Origin of the sequence: Bradyrhizobium sp. 190 (genome assembly GCF_023073415.1) — a bacterium.
Taxonomy (GTDB): domain Bacteria; phylum Pseudomonadota; class Alphaproteobacteria; order Rhizobiales; family Xanthobacteraceae; genus Bradyrhizobium.
This window is the reverse complement of record NZ_JADPJL010000008.1, coordinates 936,872-954,229: the sequence shown is the minus strand read 5'-3', so window position 1 is coordinate 954,229 and position 17,358 is coordinate 936,872. Positions and strand designations below refer to the sequence as shown.

The 17,358-nt window shown below is 63.1% G+C and carries 20 protein-coding genes; 11 read left to right on the top strand and 9 right to left on the bottom strand.

Annotated features, from left to right (window positions below; all coding sequences use genetic code 11):
• Positions 1–15: 15 nt before the first annotated feature.
• The 3 genes from IVB22_RS08385 (at position 16) to IVB22_RS08375 (ending at position 2,090) form a co-directional block, all read left to right on the top strand.
• A complete protein-coding gene (locus IVB22_RS08385; protein WP_247516815.1) occupies positions 16–423 on the top strand; it encodes a DUF4260 domain-containing protein in 408 nt (135 codons plus the stop codon).
• Positions 424–495: 72 nt separating this feature from the next.
• Positions 496–1,497, top strand: a complete 1,002-nt coding sequence (locus tag IVB22_RS08380; RefSeq protein ID WP_247516814.1) for a dienelactone hydrolase family protein — start codon at positions 496–498, stop codon at positions 1,495–1,497.
• Between the two features lie 89 nt (positions 1,498–1,586).
• Positions 1,587–2,090: a hypothetical protein gene (locus IVB22_RS08375; RefSeq protein ID WP_247516813.1), complete on the top strand. Its 504-nt coding sequence runs from the start codon at positions 1,587–1,589 to the stop codon at positions 2,088–2,090.
• A 48-nt stretch (positions 2,091–2,138) separates the two neighbouring features.
• On the opposite strand, the gene IVB22_RS08370 is transcribed toward IVB22_RS08375, so the two are convergent.
• The 9 genes from IVB22_RS08370 to IVB22_RS08330 all read right to left on the bottom strand — a co-directional run bounded on the left by IVB22_RS08370 (position 2,139) and on the right by IVB22_RS08330 (position 10,583).
• Positions 2,139–3,521, bottom strand: coding sequence for a serine hydrolase (locus tag IVB22_RS08370; RefSeq protein ID WP_247516812.1), 1,383 nt, complete (start codon positions 3,519–3,521; stop codon positions 2,139–2,141).
• Between the two features lie 85 nt (positions 3,522–3,606).
• Positions 3,607–4,425, bottom strand: coding sequence for a class D beta-lactamase (gene blaOXA / locus IVB22_RS08365; RefSeq protein WP_247516811.1), 819 nt, complete (start codon positions 4,423–4,425; stop codon positions 3,607–3,609).
• A 192-nt stretch (positions 4,426–4,617) separates the two neighbouring features.
• A complete protein-coding gene (locus IVB22_RS08360) occupies positions 4,618–4,884 on the bottom strand; it encodes an EscU/YscU/HrcU family type III secretion system export apparatus switch protein (protein ID WP_247516810.1) in 267 nt (88 codons plus the stop codon).
• Positions 4,881–6,464, bottom strand: coding sequence for a flagellar hook-length control protein FliK (locus tag IVB22_RS08355; protein ID WP_247516809.1), 1,584 nt, complete (start codon positions 6,462–6,464; stop codon positions 4,881–4,883). The genes IVB22_RS08360 and IVB22_RS08355 overlap by 4 nt, the downstream gene beginning before the upstream one ends.
• 69 nt (positions 6,465–6,533) lie before the next feature.
• A complete protein-coding gene (locus IVB22_RS08350; protein ID WP_247516808.1) occupies positions 6,534–7,307 on the bottom strand; it encodes an ATP12 family chaperone protein in 774 nt (257 codons plus the stop codon).
• A gap of 143 nt (positions 7,308–7,450) precedes the next feature.
• On the bottom strand, positions 7,451–8,677 hold the full coding sequence (locus IVB22_RS08345; protein WP_247516807.1) for an amidohydrolase family protein: 1,227 nt from the start codon (positions 8,675–8,677) through the stop codon (positions 7,451–7,453).
• A 98-nt stretch (positions 8,678–8,775) separates the two neighbouring features.
• Positions 8,776–9,972, bottom strand: a complete 1,197-nt coding sequence (locus IVB22_RS08340) for an RluA family pseudouridine synthase (protein ID WP_247516806.1) — start codon at positions 9,970–9,972, stop codon at positions 8,776–8,778.
• A complete protein-coding gene (locus IVB22_RS08335; RefSeq protein WP_247516805.1) occupies positions 9,969–10,286 on the bottom strand; it encodes a HigA family addiction module antitoxin in 318 nt (105 codons plus the stop codon). Before IVB22_RS08335 ends, IVB22_RS08340 begins: the two co-directional genes overlap by 4 nt.
• A 12-nt stretch (positions 10,287–10,298) precedes the next feature.
• Positions 10,299–10,583 (bottom strand): type II toxin-antitoxin system RelE/ParE family toxin, encoded by a 285-nt coding sequence (locus tag IVB22_RS08330; RefSeq protein WP_247516983.1) that lies wholly within the window; start codon positions 10,581–10,583, stop codon positions 10,299–10,301.
• A gap of 187 nt (positions 10,584–10,770) precedes the next feature.
• On the opposite strand from IVB22_RS08330, the gene IVB22_RS08325 reads away from it, so the two are divergent.
• From IVB22_RS08325 to IVB22_RS08290, 8 genes are all read left to right on the top strand, one after another.
• The gene (locus IVB22_RS08325; RefSeq protein WP_247516804.1) at positions 10,771–11,715 is read left to right on the top strand and encodes an alpha/beta hydrolase; all 945 of its coding nucleotides are present in this window, start codon (positions 10,771–10,773) and stop codon (positions 11,713–11,715) included.
• A gap of 219 nt (positions 11,716–11,934) precedes the next feature.
• A complete protein-coding gene (locus tag IVB22_RS08320) occupies positions 11,935–12,894 on the top strand; it encodes an alpha/beta hydrolase (RefSeq protein ID WP_247516803.1) in 960 nt (319 codons plus the stop codon).
• Positions 12,895–13,093: 199 nt separating this feature from the next.
• Entirely contained in the window at positions 13,094–13,384 is a 291-nt protein-coding gene (locus IVB22_RS08315) for a hypothetical protein (protein ID WP_247516802.1), read from the top strand.
• 18 nt (positions 13,385–13,402) lie between these two features.
• Positions 13,403–13,711 carry a GyrI-like domain-containing protein gene (locus tag IVB22_RS08310; protein ID WP_247516801.1) on the top strand — a complete coding sequence of 103 codons (309 nt, stop codon included), beginning with the start codon at positions 13,403–13,405 and terminating at the stop codon, positions 13,709–13,711.
• A gap of 351 nt (positions 13,712–14,062) precedes the next feature.
• A complete protein-coding gene (locus tag IVB22_RS08305; RefSeq protein WP_028346689.1) occupies positions 14,063–14,356 on the top strand; it encodes an acyl carrier protein in 294 nt (97 codons plus the stop codon).
• Between the two features lie 9 nt (positions 14,357–14,365).
• Positions 14,366–14,839, top strand: a complete 474-nt coding sequence (locus tag IVB22_RS08300; protein ID WP_247516800.1) for a 3-hydroxyacyl-ACP dehydratase FabZ family protein — start codon at positions 14,366–14,368, stop codon at positions 14,837–14,839.
• A complete protein-coding gene (locus tag IVB22_RS08295) occupies positions 14,832–16,034 on the top strand; it encodes a beta-ketoacyl-ACP synthase (protein WP_247516799.1) in 1,203 nt (400 codons plus the stop codon). Before IVB22_RS08300 ends, IVB22_RS08295 begins: the two co-directional genes overlap by 8 nt.
• A 45-nt stretch (positions 16,035–16,079) precedes the next feature.
• Entirely contained in the window at positions 16,080–17,357 is a 1,278-nt protein-coding gene (locus IVB22_RS08290) for a beta-ketoacyl-ACP synthase (RefSeq protein ID WP_247516798.1), read from the top strand.
• The last annotated feature ends 1 nt before the right edge of the window (position 17,358 follow it).

Below are 17,358 nucleotides of genomic sequence, written 5' to 3'. Positions count from 1 at the left end.
GATCAGGGGAACGGAATGACCGATGCTGCTAGCGCCGACGCCTCAGGCGCCGTCACCGGGGGCGTGCGCATGGTGCTCCGGCTGGAAGGATTAGCGCTCTTTATCGGTATGACGCTGCTTTATTATATCTGGGACGGCGACTGGTGGATTTACGCCCTGCTGTTCTTCGTGCCCGACCTCAGCTTTGCGGCCTACCTGTCGGGACCGCGTTTCGGCGCCCTGATCTACAACGCAGCCCATAGCTATCTCGCGCCGATGGCGATGATGACGACCGGATTCGCCACCGCCTCGCCGCTCATTCTCTCGATCGCCATGATCTGGCTGGCCCATATCGGCTTCGACCGCGCCCTCGGCTACGGCCTGAAATATGCCACCGGTTTTGGCTTCACCCATCTGGGACGAATCGGGAAGCTTCCGAATTGACAGCCGATTGACCGCTTGATGTAGTTCCACCCAAAGCTGCCCACAGGACAGCAATAAAATTTGGGGGGATTGATGCTGACGGATTGGCGCGTCGCGGCTGCGGTTGCGATTTTCTGCACGGGACTATTGTTCACCTGCATCGAAACCTCAGCGCAATCGATGCCGAAGGACGTAGCGGCACGTACCGAAATCTACGCGATCCCGTCGCTGACGATTTCCGACCAGCAATTCCTCACCGGCGACGCCAACGGCAAGCAGGTAACCGTTGCCGGCGAATTCCGCATCGCGCAGGGCACCGGCAAGCTTCCCGTCGTGGTGCTGATGCACGGGTCGAGCGGCGTCGGCGCCGGGATGGATCCGTGGGTGCGCCACTTCAATGCAATGGGGATTTCCACCTTCGTCATCGACGGTTTCAGCGGCCGCGGGCTGACGACGGTCGGCCCCAACCAGGCCCTGCTCGGCCGGCTCAATTTCATCGTCGACATCTACCGCTCGCTGGAGATCCTCGGCAAGCATCCGCGCGTCGACCCCGAAAGGATCGTGCTGATGGGATTTTCACGCGGCGGACAGGCCGCGCTCTACGCCAGCCTCGATCGCTTCCACAAGCTGTGGAACAAGTCCGGCGCGCAGTTCGCCGCCTACATTCCGTTCTATCCGGATTGCTCGACCAGCTATGCCACCGACGCCGAGACCGTGGCGCGTCCGATCCGGGTCTTCCACGGCACGCCTGACGACTACAACCCGGTCGCAAGCTGCAAGGCCTATCTCGCCCGGCTGCAGGAAGCCAGGCGCGACGCGGCGCTGACGGAATATCCAGATTCCGCACATGGTTTTGATGCCGGCCTGCTCGGCCTCAGCACGGTCGTCGTATCGACCAATGCCCAGTCGGCGCGGAATTGCCGCCTCAAGGAGGGCGAAGGCGGCGTGCTGATGAACGACGATACCAAGGCGCCCTTTACCTACAAGGACGCCTGCATCGCGCTCAACCCGCATGTCGGCGGCAATCCGGCGACCGCCCAGGAAGCGCGCAAGGCGGTGAGCGAATTCCTGCAGGCGCTGCTCAAGCTGGGCTAGCGGCGGCGTGATGGAACCCACCCCACAAGTCAGGCGGCGGTGAAACCGATGAACCCGTTTGCGGTTCTGGCGTTGATGGCCATACCGAAATGGAGGCCATCAAGATGTCGGGATCCAGTCTCACTCAAAAGGCGGTGCTGTTTGCTGTGCTAAGCCTGTCCGGCTGCACGGCGCTGGCCGCACCTGTCTCGCCTTTCGTCGCCATGGCGGGCACTTGGTCCGGTGGTGGCGTGCTCAGCACCAGCGACGGACAACAGGAGCAATTGCGTTGCCGCGCGTCGTATGATGTCGCCGGAAGTGGCGAGCAGCTTCGGCTCAATCTGACGTGCGCGAGCGCGAGCTATAAATTCGATCTCGCAAGCGAGGTCGAATACCGCGGCGGTGCGATCAGGGGTTCATGGACCGAAGCAAGCCGCAACGCTTCCGGCATCCTTTCCGGACGTGCGGCCGGCGATCACATCGAGGCTGCGGCACGAGGCGACAGCTTCTCGGCCAACCTGTCATTGACGACGCGTGGCGGGCGCCAGACGGTGTCCATTGAGCCTCAGGGCACCAACATCACGTCCGTCTCGCTCGCGCTGAGCCGGCGTTAGCGATATCGGCGAGGCGACGTTGCGTCGCGATCCGGCTGCAGGGAGATCTTACGGCATGCGCTTGCCCGGCAGGTTCTTGCCGTTCTGGTGCAGCGTCAGCGACGGCGACACGCCGCCTTCGGGCCGGGCGAAGCTGACCTGGGCGTCGACCACGCGATAGAAAAACTCGGTCTCGCTCTCGGCATAGGCCTCGTACTCGGGCTGCGCCGTCGCTTGAATGAACAGTCGCCCGCCATCAGGACGTACCGTCAGGATGAATTTCGGCGATATTTCGTAGCGGCCGGCATAGGTTGCGAGTACCGTCGGATCGACCTGTACCTCGCGGCGAAGTTTTGGGAGCGGGTATGCCGCGTTCACCAGATGCATGCCAAGCGCGATATTGGGATCATAGTCGGCTGCATTGGAGAGCAGGATGCAGTTTCGCCGGGTTTTGGTGGAGTAGCCGATGAAGGTCGCATAGCCGCCGGTGCCGCCACTCTTCCAGATCAGTTCGTCGCCGAACCGCAAGGAGACGAACCAGCCGAGCGCCACGTCGCGCTCTTCGGCCCGCGGGCGGCGCTCGGAAAGCGTCATCTTCAGGGCTGCGCCGACCGGCGTATCGGTGGGATCGAGACACATCTGAAGAAACTTCAACAGGTCGTTCGCCGTTGAACGAAACGCGCCGGCGCCAGCAAACGCCGAATAATCCCAATTCGAGACCGGCGCCAGGCCAGCGCTGTGGCCCTGCGCCAGGCGCTGTCGCATCGAACTTTTTAGGGTGATGCGCGTGTCGTCCATGCCGAGCGGCGCGCAGATGCGCGACACGACGAGTTCCTCATAACTCCTGCCGGCACGCAGCTCGAGGATATGACCCAGCAGGCCGAAGCCGAGATTGGCATATTCGTAGTGCGTGCCCGGCTTGAAGCCGAGCTTGTGGTTCGACAGGTAGTCGTAGAGCCGCCCGGCCGTGTAATCGATGTAGGGATTGGCCCAGTCTTTTGGCGCGAAATTGGACGGCATCCGCGGCAGGCCCGAGGTGTAGGTCGCAAGGTCCATCAGCGTAATCGGCGCGCCCTCGAAATCCGGCATCTTGACGCTGGCGGGCAGAAATTTAGCCGCAGGGTCGTCCGCCGCCACCTCGCCCCGCAGCACCATGTCGGCCAACAATAGCGCGGTGAGCACTTTTGTGATCGAGCCGATCTCGAACACGGTGTCGGCATCGAGCGGGCGATCGGTGCCGGAACGCCCGTAGGCCATAACGCTGCGCCGGCCTCTGTCGATCGTGGCGGCGACCAATCCCATGGTGTCGCGGCCGATATCCACGCGCTCTCTGAGGATGGCAGCGAGGTCCTGCTCGGGCATTGCCTGGGCTTGCATTGACTGGGCCTGTGCCCTTCCCCGCGCGAGCAACAGCGCCGGGCCTGCGAGCAGGACCGAGCGACGGTGCAGCATGTAAAGCTCCGTTGGCCGTCCCTGCCACCGTCCGTGTCGCGGCAGGACTCATACAACCCTAGCCTGCGCAACCCGGATCAGCCCGTCAATAGGCCACAATATCGGCGAGGCACTGCTGCACCACGGTCATGCGCGCGGCGATGTGGCTTTGCTCCTTGCAGTCCATGTTCATGGCGAACACGGTGGCGGAAGAGCCCTTCTCCACCCAGCCGACCATCCAGCCCAGTGACGGCTTGCCCGCTTCCGCGCCCAGAAGACCGCTCTTGGCGCGGATGGTGGCGTCGCCGACCTTCGTCACGGTGAGGATGTCGCGCGTCAGTTCCTGGCTACGCTTGGACACCGGCAGCACGCCGCGCCGCAGCCGGTCGACGAAATCGATCTGCTGGACGGGATCGATGCGCAGGTTTCCCGTCAGCCAGAACTGGTCGATGCCGCCGCCGATGTCGCGGTTGCCATAGTCGAACAGGTCGAGATATTTCTGCATGCGCTCGGCCCCGATGCGCCGGGCGATTTCCTGATAGACCGGCACTGCGGAAGCCGCGATCGCCGAGCGCAGCGTGTGGTCCTTGTTCCAGGGCTCGATGCTGCGCTTCACGCCGTCCCACTTGAAGACGTCCTTGTCGGGGTCCTCGACCACGCCGGTCTCCAGCGCGATGACCGAATTCGGAATCTTGAAGGTCGAAGCCGGCAGCCTGCCCTCGCCCGAGCGCACCTTGTCGCTGGCGATGATCAGGTAATCGTCCACCTTGTAGCCGACAAAGGTCCCTGTCGTGCCGAGATCGAAAAACCGCTTGGCCAGATCGTCGCGAAACTCGCTGCGCTGGTAGGAGACATTGGCGAGGGTGCGCCCGGGCAAGAGAGTGGTAGCGGCAAGAAGGCCGAGCGCATGACGACGATTGATCACGGTGGTATCCGAACTGGTTGAGGGAGGCAGAAACGATGCAAATGGCATCGTGGTAAAACAATGACAAGGGGACTTTCGTGTGACGCGTTTTCTGCGCAGATAAGTCTGCGCAATCTGCGTAAACTTGATTGCTATGCGAACCGGAATCCACCCCGGATCAGTTCCACGGCAGGCTTTCGCTTGAAAACGCTATCAGCGGATCCGCCCCGACAGCCGCAGCACGAAGACCAGCACTTCGGCGACCGCCTTGTAGAGATCCGGCGGAATTTCGTCGCCGATCTCGACATGGGACAAGGCGCCCGCCAGCACCTCGTTTTCCTCGATCGGGATGTCATGTTCCCGGGCGAGTTCGATGATCTTGGCGCCGATTACGCCCTTGCCCTTCGCTACGACTAGCGGGGCGCCGGTCTTGTCATAGTGCAGCGCGACCGCAAGCTTGCTTCTGATATCGACGCTCATAGCGCGCGGTCCAGAAAATGCCCGGCGCGGGCGGCGCGCGCGGGCTGCGGCGGCGCGCCGTCGCGGATCACGATGTCGCCGGGCTGCAATTCGGCCCGGCTCAGCGCCTGGCTCAGGTCGGATGCACCGGCGCGCAGTTGCTCTGCGGTCGCGGGCCGTTCCGCCCAGATCCGCACCGAGGTCTTTTCGCCGGTGAGCGAGATCAGCGCGTGAACCGGACCGGCCGGCTCGACGTCGAGCGAAAATCGCGCCCGCCACACCCGCCTTGCCGCCTCGACTTCTTGCTCGCCGCCATCGCGCGAAATCTCGAACTGTGCCATCGCCGTGCCCTGCGGTGTAGCGAAGGGAATTTCGAAATTCCAGCGCGGCACATTCATGTCGGCCTTCGGCGCCGATGTGTCGATACGGTCCGGCAAGGACGCCACCTGCAGCAGGGTCTGCCGTGCAATGGCGGCATCGGTATCATCGAGCAGGTGATGCGCGGTTGCCTCGAGCGGCGCATGCGGTGCGATCGTCGGCGATGCGATCGGCTGTGCGGCCGGAAGCGCGCCGCGGACGGGCGGTGGCGGCGTGTTGGTGTGAAAGGTCACGTCCGCGCCACGAACGTTCGACGTGGCGGCTGCGCGCGCGGGGTTGCCAAGCTTCTGCAGCGCTTCCTGCAGCAGGTTCAGCGTTGCACCGGCCGAAGGTCCGGCGTTAAGCGCAGCCGCAAGCGGACTGCGGGCGGCCTGGCCGGCCGCCGCGAGATTCTCGGCTGCAGGCAATCGCGCTTGCGGCAGCAGGATTTCCTGCACATCGACGTTGGCCGGCAAGGACGGCACGAGGCTCGCGGCGGCCTGTGGTGCCGCGGCTTGCTGTGCTCCTGCCGGTGCCGCCGGGGTCGCGACCGTCGAATTGAAGCCAAGCGCCGACTGCAGCGTCTGACGAAGCACGATCAGTGCGGCCTTGAGATCGGGAACGCCGCTCGGCGGGACTGTACCTGCCGCCAGCGACGCTTCAAGAAAAATTCCGGACTTCTGGAACGCGGTCTTGATGTCGCCGCCGTCGAGGTTTTGATCGAGGCTCGTCTGTTGCGCCAGTACCTGCGCAATCGCCGCCTGCAGTTTCGGCGGCAGATTGCTGGCGGAAACCGCCGCGCCGAGATTGGCAAACAACGGCGCGAGGCTGTCCTGTTCGGTGACCGCGGCTTGCGCGGCGGCGGAGACGGCGACGCGCTCCAGCGGCGTCAGCACGTTCTTCGGTGACACGATGGCCGGATGGTTGGCGGGGACATCGGCCAGCGCATCGGGTGAAAGCGTGACGGCATCAGCCGCAGCGCCGCCCTGCCCGACCATGGCCAGGCGAATGCCGTCCTTGGTCTGCGACACCGCAAGCTGCAGGTTCTGACCCTGCTGCAGCGGGATTTCCGTGGCCACGTCGATCGAGAGGCTGGCGATCGCAATCCGCACCAGATCGGCGGACAGCACTTTCAGGACCTGCGCGTTGACCACGCTCCCCGGCTGCAGCACCAGTTCGGGCGCAATACCGCCAGCCTCTTGGGCTGATAGCACCGGGAGAACGGGATTGATTGAGATCGCCATGGTTTGAGGTCTCGGCCAGGCTAGAGGCTAACCCGGCGTCGTAAACCTCTCCTTAACCGATGGCGGGCCTCAGGCCTTCAGCGCGTGCAAAATCGTCACCGCGGCCCGGAAATCGACCAGCCGGGCGGCCCGGCGGGCCGCCACCTCCTCGTCCACGCCCCATTTTTCGGCGTTCCAGTCCTCATCGACATGGGCGGCGGTCCAGATCTGATCGGGATCGAGGACGCCGTGCAGCAGCGCCAGCGCCAGCAATGCCGAGCCCGTGAGGGTCGTCACCACATGCATGGCGGCCACGGACCAGGGGTCCGCCGGGAACACGCCGCGAGCCGCGCTGATCGCCTGCTCCGGTTGGGTCACATGCACGATGCCCTCGGACAGGATGAAATGGGCCCCGAGTTCGTTCGCGGCCCATGACAGCACCGGGTCCCAATGCGCGGCTTCGCGTGCGACCAGCGCCTCGGGATGGCCGGCGCGATAGAACAGCAAATCCGTGCCAAGGTATTTTGCGACATCGTCGGCCACAACATCGACGCGATCGGTCACCTCGGAGACGCTGTTGGCAAAGCGCGTCAGCGGCATGGTCAGGGGATCGATGGTCTCACCCTGCGCATTCCATTCGACGGCGATCGCTTCCGCGATGCCGCTGGTCGGCGCCACGACGTGGCGGCCGGAAGGCGTGCGGATCGGCTTGCCGTCGAGCGTGACGGCAAACCCGCCATCGGCTGGCGCGATGCCGGCTACCTTGTAGAAGCGCTTGCGCTGGGGCACCCGCGTGGCGCGTCGCACCGCCTCCTCCGGATCGAGCGGAGAATGTCCGGCGACTTCATCGAAGAGTTCACGCATACGGGTCTCGGCTTCCGGCAGTCGATGAATAATCCAGCCCCGACAATACGATATCGGGGAATGCAAATAAAGCCGATGAAGCCGTTGCAGAAACTACTTGCGATTTTGGATCCGGCAATGGGCTGTGCCCGGTTCCGCTGACTTCAGAGCTTTTGATAGATCACCTTGCCGGCGCGGATGGTGTAGGTGACCTTGGCGAGGTTGGTGACGTCGGCTGTGGGATCGCCGTCGAGCACCACGACGTCGGCGTCAAACCCCTTCTCGACCCGCCCCTTCTTCGCAGCCTTGAAATATTGCGCGGGATTGGTCGTCAGCGACGCCAGGATCTGGCGCGCGGACATTGCGCGATGCATCAGCTCGTATTCAAGCGTGGTGTCGTAATAGGTGGTGAAGCCGACATCGGTGCCGAACAGGACCGGACCGCCAGTGTCGGAGAACACCTTGACCTGACTGACGGTCGTAGCAACGAGGCGCGTAGCGATATCGGGCGCGACCGGAAGCTTTGCAAACAGCGACAGCGTCGGAATCAGGGCAATGCCCTGCTGCTTGAAGCGTGCGAGTTGCTCGGGCGAATAGACCGGTTCGCCGGCCACCGTGTGAGCCATGATGTCGACGCCGGCCGCGATCACGGCGTCCACGCCCGCCATGTTTTGCGGATGGGCGAACACCGGCTTGCCCGCGGCATGCGCCACGTCGACCGCGGCCCTGGCGATGGCCGGATCCATGTTCACGACCGGCTTGCCGGAGCCCTTGAAGGAGCCGGTGAACAGTTTCACGCCATCGAGGCCAAAGCCCATAAAGGTACGTGCCCATTGTGCGGCTTCCTCGGGCGTCGAAGCCATGGGTAGTTTCATTTCGGCTGGGAGATAGGCGGGATGGCCATCCTTGGGGAAGATGCCACCCGCGGTATGAATGTCCGGACCCGGCACCTCGCCGGAGTTGACCCGGCGACGCAACGCTAGGGTATCTCTTCCGTCTGAACCAAGATCCCACACGGTGGTGAAGCCCCAGCGTGTCAGCATTGCCTGCATGTGCTCGGCCAACGGTGCAGCGGGTGCTGACCCGGCATCCTTCCACACGGCTTGCGTGAAGTGGACGTGGCTGTTCCAGAAACCGGCAACGACGGTCTTGCCGGCGCAATCAATGACCCGCGCATCGCTGGGAATTTGGACGTCGCTGCGGCTGCCGATCGCGGCAATGACGCCATTGGCCGTGATGACGACGGCATCGTCGAGCGGCATGGCGTCAGGCGACGCGTAGACCTTGCCACCCACGAGGGCGAGGGTCTGCGCGTTGGCCGTAGCGCTGATGCCGGCGGCCGCCGCCAGAAGGCAAAGGAAAAGCGCGGCACGGAACAGATTTCCAATCATGCGGAGTCCCCAACTGGATAACACGGCCGAACAATACGCGATGCGTGCGTTTCCGGTTTGACAGTTGTTGCGCAAACCGGCGGCACTGGATGGCCGCGCTATTCCTCCGGCGCGTTCTCGATCGGATCGAACCGGTCGGCCTCGAGCCCGAGCAGATTCCAGGATTGCAGCATGTGCGGCGGCAGCGGCGCGGTGGCATCGATGACGCCGCCGCGCGGATGCGGGATCACGATCCGCCGCGCCAACAGATGCAGCCGCTTCTGCAGGCCGCCCGGCAGCTCCCAGTTCTCCTTATTGAAATATTTGGGATCGCCGACGATGGCGTGGTCGATATGGGCCATATGGGCACGTAATTGATGGGTCCGCCCGGTCACCGGCTTCAGCGACACCCAGGCGAGCTTTTGCGCGGAGGTTTCGACCACGGCATAGTAGGTCACCGCGTGGCTCGCGCCCTCGTCGCCGTGTTTTGCTACCCGCATGATGCTGTCGTCCTCGCTCTCTTCCTTGGCGAGGTAGGTCGAGATGCGGCCCTGCTTCGGCTTCGGCACGCCGGCCACCAGCGCCCAGTAGATTTTGCGCGCCGAGCGATGGCGGAACGAGCCGGTCAAGGCGGTTGCGGCAAAGCGGGTTTTTGCGATCAGCAGACAGCCCGAAGTTTCCCGGTCCAGCCGATGCACCAGCCGCGGCTTCTGCCCTTTGGCGTCGCGCATCACTTCCAGCATGTCGTCGACGTTTCGCGTGATGCCGGAGCCGCCCTGCACCGCAAGCCCCGCCGGCTTGTTCAGCACCATGACATCGGCGTCCTCGAAGATGGTCATCTCCTTCAGCGCCTGCAGTGTCTTGGTTGCGGCTTCGGAGAGCTGACCCACGCCTTTCGGCGTGTCGAGCTTCAGCGGCGGAATGCGGACGCTCTGGCCCTCCTCCAGCCGGTCCTTGCTGTCGGCGCGCTTGCCGTTGACCCGCAGCTCGCCTTTGCGGACGATGCGCTGGATGTGGGAGAACGACAGGCCCGGAAAACGCGCCTCGAGGAAACGGTCGACCCGCATATTGTTCTCGTCGGCGGTGACGACGACGGTCTGGACCTTGGTCGGCAGCGGCGGCGGCTCCACGACCGTCTTTTCGGGCTCAGGCACGACAGGCCTCGCCGCACGGGGCGGCGAAGCCGGAAACCGCGCCGGTGACTTGCCGCCCGGACGATACGACTGCGGCCGCTCGGCTGCCGAGCCCCGATAGGGTCGCGCGCCCTTCGGGCGATCGCCCGCCGGGCGGAGAGGTCTCTTGACGCGGCGGCTCATGCCGTTTTTCCAAGCTTTCGAGATGTCGGACGGATGGTACGACGCGGCAATACCGCAATCTTCGCACCTACCTGGCTTTCGGCGAGACGCAGCTCGTAATTCTGCTGCAAGTTCATCCAGAATTGCGGACTGGTGCCAAACCAGTGCCCAAGACGCAGCGCCGTATCGGCCGTGATGCCGCGCTGGCCGTGAATGATCCCCGTGATCCGGTTCACCGGCACGTCAATTTGACGTGAAAGCTCGGCAGCACTCAAGCCAAGTTCGCGCAACTCTTCGGCAAGATGTTCGCCGGGGTGGATAGGTGTACGAGGCACGATGTTCTTCCCTCAATGATAGTCGACGATCTCGACCTCGACAGGCCCAGGCATCCCGTCGGGCCATGCGAAGCAGATACGCCATTGATCGTTTATCCGAATTGAAAACTGTCCAGCACGATCGCCCTTGAGCGCTTCCAGGCGATTGCCCGGCAATCCTGCCAAGTCAGCGAGGCTCGCTGCAGCATCCAGTCGGTCAAGACGCATCTCGGCCTGCTGCGCAAAACCCGAGAACTCCTTGACACGCTGACCGGAAGCAAACCGCTCGGTGCGCCTATCCCGATAGCTCACGATCATCGCTGACGAGGTTAGCAGCATTTACGATTTACGTAAATAGTAAATCCCGTGCCCCTGAGCGCGTCGCAGAGCAGAAAACGGTGCGCAGCGAGCAAATGCAGCGGATCGTCACGGGGAATTCGGTACAAATCGGCCGCGGGTTCGGTCATCTTGGGCCGAACACGGAAGAAGCAAAGGAGTATCGCCGATGGCATTCGCGAGATTGGCGCTGGCTACGCTTGCGGTCGTCATCGCCGGCGCGGCATGGGGGCAGCAGAGTCCGATGCCGGAGGATATCGCCTGGAAGCTCCTGGAACTCGGCCGCGTCATCGACCCACCGAAGACCGTCGAGATCTACGCTCCGCTGCAGGAAAAAGAGCCGTATCAAGGCGTCAAGGTCGAGCGGGACGTCAAATACGGTCCAGCCGACCGCAACCTGCTCGATATCTTCCTGCCGGAGACGGCTGCACCTCCCCGGCCGGTACTGATCTTCGTCCATGGCGGCGCGTTCGTGGGCGGCAACAAGCGGACAACACCGACCAGCCCGTTCTATGACAACATCATGCTGTGGGCGGCAAAGAACGGCTTTGTCGGCGTCAACGTCACCTACCGCCTCGCGCCCCTGGCGCCCTGGCCGGCCGGCGCTGAGGATATGGCCACCGCGGTCCAGTGGGTCAAAGACAAGGTCGGCGAGCGCGGTGGCGATCCCGCGCGCATCTACCTGATGGGGCACTCCGCGGGCGCGGTTCACGTCGCAAGCTATGTCTCGCATCCCGAGTTTCGCAAGGTGAAGGGTGGTGGGCTCGCCGGCGCAATCATGGTCTCCGGCATTTACGACCTGACCGCGACGCCGCTCGCCGATACCCAGCGCGCCTATTTCGGCACCGATCCCGAGCGCTACCCCGAACAATCCTCGTTGAAGGGTTTGGCGACGACTGAGGTACCGCTGATGCTCGCCGCCGCCGAACTGGACCCGGCGGGCTTCGTCCTGCAATTCGATCTCGCGAAGCAGGCGAGTTGCAAACGCGCCAGCGGATGCGCCCGCACTTTGCTGCTGCCGCAGCACAGCCACATGTCGGAAGTGTATTCGGTCAACACTGCCGACACGCGGCTGACCGACGAGTTCCTGGATTTCGTGAAGACGGGAAAATAGCTTTCGAATGAGGCGCGCATTGCGTCCGCTGCAAACTGACAGGAGGTACCAGTGGCTTGGACGAAATCACCACAGTCGCTGATCGACCTGTTCGAGAAGTCGGTCACTAGCAACACGAAAAATACGAGGGAGGCACCGTTGAGACTTTCAATCGCGACAGCAGGCTTTTTTCTCGCAATTCTCCTTTCCATTCCCGCACTGGCACAGACGAGGGCTCTGGTGACTGAAGAGATGATGGTCAAGACGGCCGATCCCGGCATCGAAATATATGTCCGCAACAAGCGGCCGGCGGACATGACCTCGTTCCGGCCGGAGCAGACCGTGCTGTACGTCCACGGCGCGACCTACCCTTCCGAGACGGCGTTCGACCTCAAGCTCGATGGCTTGTCCTGGATGGAATACATCGCCGCGCGCGGTTATGACGTGTGGCTTCTCGATCTGCGCGGCTACGGCAAATCCACCCGCCCGAGCGAAATGGCCGACAAGCCCGAAGCCAATGCGCCTGTTGTCACCGGCCAGACCGCAGTCAAGGACATCGGCACCGCCGTCGATTTTATCCTGCAGCGCCGCAACATTCCGCGTCTCAACCTTCTGGGCTGGTCGTGGGGCACGACGCTGATGGCCACCTACACCACGCAAAACGCTTCGAAGGTCGAACGGCTCGTCCTCTACGCGCCGTCATGGATCCGGCAAACGCCTTCACTCGTTCAGCCAGGCGCCGGCAAGCTTGGCGCATATCGGATGGTCAACCGCGATCAGGCGAAGGAGCGATGGTACACCGGCGTGCCCGAGGACAAGAAAGCCAATCTCATTCCCGCCGGCTGGTTCGACGCGTGGGCCGATGCGACATTCGCAACCGATCCGGACGGCGCGAAGATGACTCCCCCGGTGGTTCGCGCCCCCAACGGCGTCGTGCAGGACAGCGCGGAATTCTTCGGCGCCGGCAAACCCTATTACGATCCCGCCAAGATCACGGTACCAACGTTATTGGTCGGCGCCGAATGGGACCGCGACACGCCGCCCTACATGGCACAGACCCTGTTTCCGCTGCTGGTGAACTCACCGGGAAAACGCTACGTGGCACTGGCCGAGGGAACGCACACTATCATCATGGAAAGGAATCGCCTCAAGCTGTTCGAAGCGGTTCAGGCGTTTCTGGATGAGGCGAAGAAGTCGTGAGGCGTGGGTAACCCGCATGAGCGCATGCGACATGCGGATCCGTTGGATGAAGGACCCGGATGTCGCTTCCGCCTACGCTTCTTGAGCTACGACGAACAAGTCGCTCATTCGGGGCGGCCAGTGACCCGATGGGTTTCGCTGCGCTCTACCCATCCTACTGGCCTGGACACAGCGCACCAATAACCGACTAGAGACGAACGTGGACAAGATCGATTTCAAGAAGAAGCTCTCAACGCTCTACAGCGCACCTAATGGCAGTTTTGCTACCGTCGAAATGCCGGTCATGAAATTCGTCAAGATCGACGGCAAAGGCGACCCCAATCGTGATCCAGCCTACCAGCGTGCCATCGAGTGGCTATATTCCGTGAGCTACGCGATGAAATTTGCCAGCAAGACCAAATCGGCAAAAGACTACGTCGTTCCGCCCCTCGAAGGCCTTTGGTGGGCTGACAATCCCGATGATTTTGTCGGGCGCCGGAAGCATCTGTGACAATGGACGATGATGATCATGGTGCCTGACTTCGTTGAGCGATCCCTATACGAGGCCGCCCTGGCAAGATCGCGGGACAAGCTCGGGGAGCCTCCGGCCTCGCTGCGCCTTGAGCCATTAGACGAAGGGCGATGCCTGCAGACGCTGCATATCGGCAGCTATGACGACGAAGGCCCGACGCTCGCCAGGCTTCACAACGAGATCATGCCTGCGAAGGGGGTGACGTTTGCGGGGCCACATCACGAGATCTATCTGAGCGATCCACGCAAGACGCCGTCGGAAAAGCTCAAGACGATTCTGCGGCAACCGGTCAGAAGCGCTGGCTGAAGGCCACGCCCTTTGAACTATAGTAGCGCGGCTTGCGACCACGGCTCATGAATGAATCGGGTTAAGCGCCCATGGCGGATAGCGTCGTTCGTAGGATGGGTGGAGCGTAGCGATACCCATCAATTGCGGCCCGGATCACAACAATTCCGCGTCATCACTCCCCGGGACCAAAAGCCGCCATTTTTGCTCCCAAATCCATCCCCTTCCGCCCGGTCCCTTTCCATTGAACTCAGCCCCCCGCTCCGATATACGGGCTCTCGACTCCGGCCGGGGGATCAGGGCCTTCCGGGGCCGTTCACCCGCCTCCTCCAAGCCGTTCCGGATTAGCTCCAATATATCAAAGGCTTAATGATGTCTTCCACATTCGATCAGATCGCCAACATTATCGCGGAAACCTGCGACATTCCGCGCGACACGATCAAGCCGGAGAGCCACGCAATCGACGATCTGGGAATCGACAGCCTGGACTTCCTCGACATCGCCTTTGCCATCGACAAGGCGTTCGGGATCAAGATGCCGCTCGAAAAATGGACCCAGGAGGTCAACGACGGCAAGGCCACGACCGAGCAGTATTTCGTGCTGCAAAATCTCGCCGATCGCATCGACGAACTGGTCGCCGCCAAGAATGCAGCGCCGGGCGCCTAATCGCCCGCCATGAACCTTGATTACTTTCAACTGATCGATCGCATCGTCGACCTCAATCTCGACGAGAAGAAAATCACGGTCGAGGCCCAGGTTCCGGCGTCGCATACCATCTTCGAAGGGCATTTCCCCGGCTTTCCGATCATGCCGGGCGTGCTGCTGACCGAAGCGATGGCGCAGAGCTCCGGCTGGCTGATACTCGGCGTCCTGAAGTTCGAGCGCATGCCGTTCCTGGCCATCGTGAAGGAAGCCAAGATGCGGGGTTTCGTCAGCCCCGGCCAGTTGCTGACGATCGAGGCGAAGCTCGAGCACGAAGGTTCCGGTTTTGCCGTCACCAAGGTCAAGGGACGCGTCGGCAAGGAACTGAAGTGCAGCGCTGAATTAACCTTCGGCCTTGCCCCCTTCCCCGACCCGGCCCTGCGCGTGCACATGGACGCGAAGGCCAACGAAATCGGCTTCCCACTGCAGGCGATGACGCATGACTGAGCCCAAATCTCCGGCTGCGAAGGAAGTCTGGATCACCGGTATCGGCATCGTCTCCTCGCTCGGCGAAGGGCTGGATGCGCATTGGGATGCGCTGAACGCGAAGAAGATCAACGTCGACGACAAGCGGTTTGCGCCCTACATCGTGCATCCGCTCGCCCCTGTTACCTTCGACGCCCAGATCCCGAAAAAGGGCGATCAGCGCCAGATGGAAGCGTGGCAGCGCATCGGCACATATGCGGCGGGCCTTGCGCTGGATTCGGCCGGCATCAAAGGCAACAAGGAAATCCTGGGGCGGACCGACATGATCGTCGCCGCCGGCGGAGGCGAGCGCGACCTCGCGGTCGACCTCGCGATCATGACCGCCGACGCCAAGGGCAATTCGAGTCCCGCCTTTCTCAACGAACGGCTGATGAACGATCTGCGGCCGACGCTGTTTCTGGCCCAGCTCTCCAACCTGCTCGCCGGCAACATCGCCATCGTGCACGGCGTGTGCGGAACGTCGCGCACCTTCATGGGCGAGGAAGCAGCTTCCATCGACGCGGCGCGGATCGCACTGGCCCGCATCTCGTCCGGACAGAGCGATATCGCCCTGGTCGGCGCCGCTCACAATGGCGAGCGCTCCGATCTGCTGGTCCTCTATGAATTCGGCGACTTCAATCTGAAAGAGAAGTATGCCCCCGTCTGGCAGCGCGAAGGCGGAAGCGGTTTTGCGCTCGGCTCCGCCGGCTGCTTCCTGGTGCTGGAATCACGTGAGCACGCCGAAGCGCGCGGCGCCAAGCCGTATGCAAAACTGACCAAGGTGGTCGCCGACCTTGCGCAGCGCAAGCAGCCGGGCGCGGTGACCAAATCGCTGGAAGCGCTGTGGCCGAAGCTCGGCGTTGCCGGCGACAGCGGCCATCTGATCACAGGCGCGACCGGCGTCGAGCCGGTGACCTCGGAAGAGAAAGCCTTCTTGCGCCAGCATCCGGGATTTGCCGTGCGCGCCACCGGAACGATGTTCGGCCATACGCTGGAGACCCAGTTTCCGCTGGGCCTGGCGCTGGCCGCGCTCTCGCTCTCCCGCGGCGCGCTGTTTCCGCCCAACGATCCGACCGGGCTTGAGGTTGAAAAAGCAGATAGCCCGGACCAGATTGTGGTGGTGGGGGCCGGTCACTGGCAGGGCGAAGGCATGGCCCTGGTCGAGGCCGTCAAGTAATCGGCGCGAGAGCGCTTTCAGTTACGGCGCAACATCGGGGGAACCATGTCAGCACCATCAGATAAATTCGGCAGGCCGATCGTCGTCGTCACCGGCATGGGCGTGGTGACGTCGCTCGGCGCCGGCAAGCAGGACAATTGGCGCAAGCTGACCGCGGGTGAATCCGGTATTCGCACCGTGACGCGGTTCCCGATCGACGGGTTGAAATCGACCATGGCGGGCACGGTGGATTTCGTCACCGTCGATCCCGTCACCTCGACGGGATTGACCGAGCGGCTGGCCGAAATGGCCACCGAAGAAGCGCTCGAACAGGCCGCTATCGGCGCCAAGGCCGATTTTCCCGGGCCGCTGTTTCTGGCGGTGGCGCCGGTCGAGGTCGAATGGCCGCAACGACTCGAACTCGGGCGCGCGATCGGCAAGACCGAATTCGGCTACGACGACATGCTGCGCGTCAGCGGCGGCGGCCGGTTCACAGCCTACCATCATCGGTTCATGTTCGGCTCGGTGGCGAGCCATCTCGCTGAAAATTTCGGCACCAAAGGCTCGCCGATCTCCCTCTCCACGGCTTGCGCCTCCGGCGCGACCGCGATCCAGCTCGGCGTCGAGGCGATCCGCCGCGGCGACGCGGATGCCGCGCTGTGCGTGGCGACCGACGGCTCGGTCAATCCGGAAGCGCTGGTGCGGTTCTCGCTGCTGTCCGCGCTGTCGACGCAGAACGATCCGCCGCAGGCCGCCTCAAAGCCGTTCTCGAAGAACCGCGACGGTTTTGTGATGGCCGAAGGCGCCGGCGCGATGGTGCTGGAAAGCTATGAGTCGGCAACTGCCCGCGGCGCCAAAATTCTCGGCGTGGTAGCCGGCTGCGGCGAGCTGACCGACTCGTTCCACCGCACCCGCTCCAGCCCCGACGGCAAGCCGATCATCGGCTGCATGCGCAAGACGCTGGCGGATGCCGGCCTCGAGCCGGAGCAGATCGACCACATCAACGCGCACGGCACCGCGACGCCGGAAAACGACAAGATGGAGTACAACACGACAGCGGTCGTGTTCGGCGAGCATCTGCCGAAGATTCCGGTGTCGTCGAACAAGTCGATGGTCGGACACACGATCTCGGCGGCCGGCGCGGTCGAGGCGGTGTTCTCGCTGCTGACGCTGGAGCACCAGCGGATTCCGCCGACCATCAATTACGAGATTCCGGATCCGGCGATCCTGTTCGACGTGGTCGGCAACACGGCGCGCGATGCCAGGGTCACGGCCGTGATGTCGAACTCGTTCGGTTTCGGCGGCCAAAACGCCTCGCTGATCCTGACGCGCGAACCGGTCTAGT

What these genes read in the sequence shown, in the direction of transcription:
- IVB22_RS08385 (WP_247516815.1), top strand. Translation starts at nt 16, where the DNA reads ATGACCGATGCTGCTAGCGCCGACGCCTCAGGCGCCGTCACCGGGGGC.
- IVB22_RS08380 (WP_247516814.1), top strand. Translation starts at nt 496, where the DNA reads ATGCTGACGGATTGGCGCGTCGCGGCTGCGGTTGCGATTTTCTGCACG.
- IVB22_RS08375 (WP_247516813.1), top strand. Translation starts at nt 1,587, where the DNA reads ATGGAGGCCATCAAGATGTCGGGATCCAGTCTCACTCAAAAGGCGGTG.
- IVB22_RS08370 (WP_247516812.1), bottom strand. Translation starts at nt 3,521, where the DNA reads ATGCTGCACCGTCGCTCGGTCCTGCTCGCAGGCCCGGCGCTGTTGCTC.
- IVB22_RS08360 (WP_247516810.1), bottom strand. Translation starts at nt 4,884, where the DNA reads ATGAGCGTCGATATCAGAAGCAAGCTTGCGGTCGCGCTGCACTATGAC.
- IVB22_RS08355 (WP_247516809.1), bottom strand. Translation starts at nt 6,464, where the DNA reads ATGGCGATCTCAATCAATCCCGTTCTCCCGGTGCTATCAGCCCAAGAG.
- IVB22_RS08350 (WP_247516808.1), bottom strand. Translation starts at nt 7,307, where the DNA reads ATGCGTGAACTCTTCGATGAAGTCGCCGGACATTCTCCGCTCGATCCG.
- IVB22_RS08345 (WP_247516807.1), bottom strand. Translation starts at nt 8,677, where the DNA reads ATGATTGGAAATCTGTTCCGTGCCGCGCTTTTCCTTTGCCTTCTGGCG.
- IVB22_RS08340 (WP_247516806.1), bottom strand. Translation starts at nt 9,972, where the DNA reads ATGAGCCGCCGCGTCAAGAGACCTCTCCGCCCGGCGGGCGATCGCCCG.
- IVB22_RS08330 (WP_247516983.1), bottom strand. Translation starts at nt 10,583, where the DNA reads ATGATCGTGAGCTATCGGGATAGGCGCACCGAGCGGTTTGCTTCCGGT.
- IVB22_RS08325 (WP_247516804.1), top strand. Translation starts at nt 10,771, where the DNA reads ATGGCATTCGCGAGATTGGCGCTGGCTACGCTTGCGGTCGTCATCGCC.
- IVB22_RS08310 (WP_247516801.1), top strand. Translation starts at nt 13,403, where the DNA reads ATGGTGCCTGACTTCGTTGAGCGATCCCTATACGAGGCCGCCCTGGCA.
- IVB22_RS08305 (WP_028346689.1), top strand. Translation starts at nt 14,063, where the DNA reads ATGTCTTCCACATTCGATCAGATCGCCAACATTATCGCGGAAACCTGC.
- IVB22_RS08300 (WP_247516800.1), top strand. Translation starts at nt 14,366, where the DNA reads ATGAACCTTGATTACTTTCAACTGATCGATCGCATCGTCGACCTCAAT.
- IVB22_RS08295 (WP_247516799.1), top strand. Translation starts at nt 14,832, where the DNA reads ATGACTGAGCCCAAATCTCCGGCTGCGAAGGAAGTCTGGATCACCGGT.
- IVB22_RS08290 (WP_247516798.1), top strand. Translation starts at nt 16,080, where the DNA reads ATGTCAGCACCATCAGATAAATTCGGCAGGCCGATCGTCGTCGTCACC.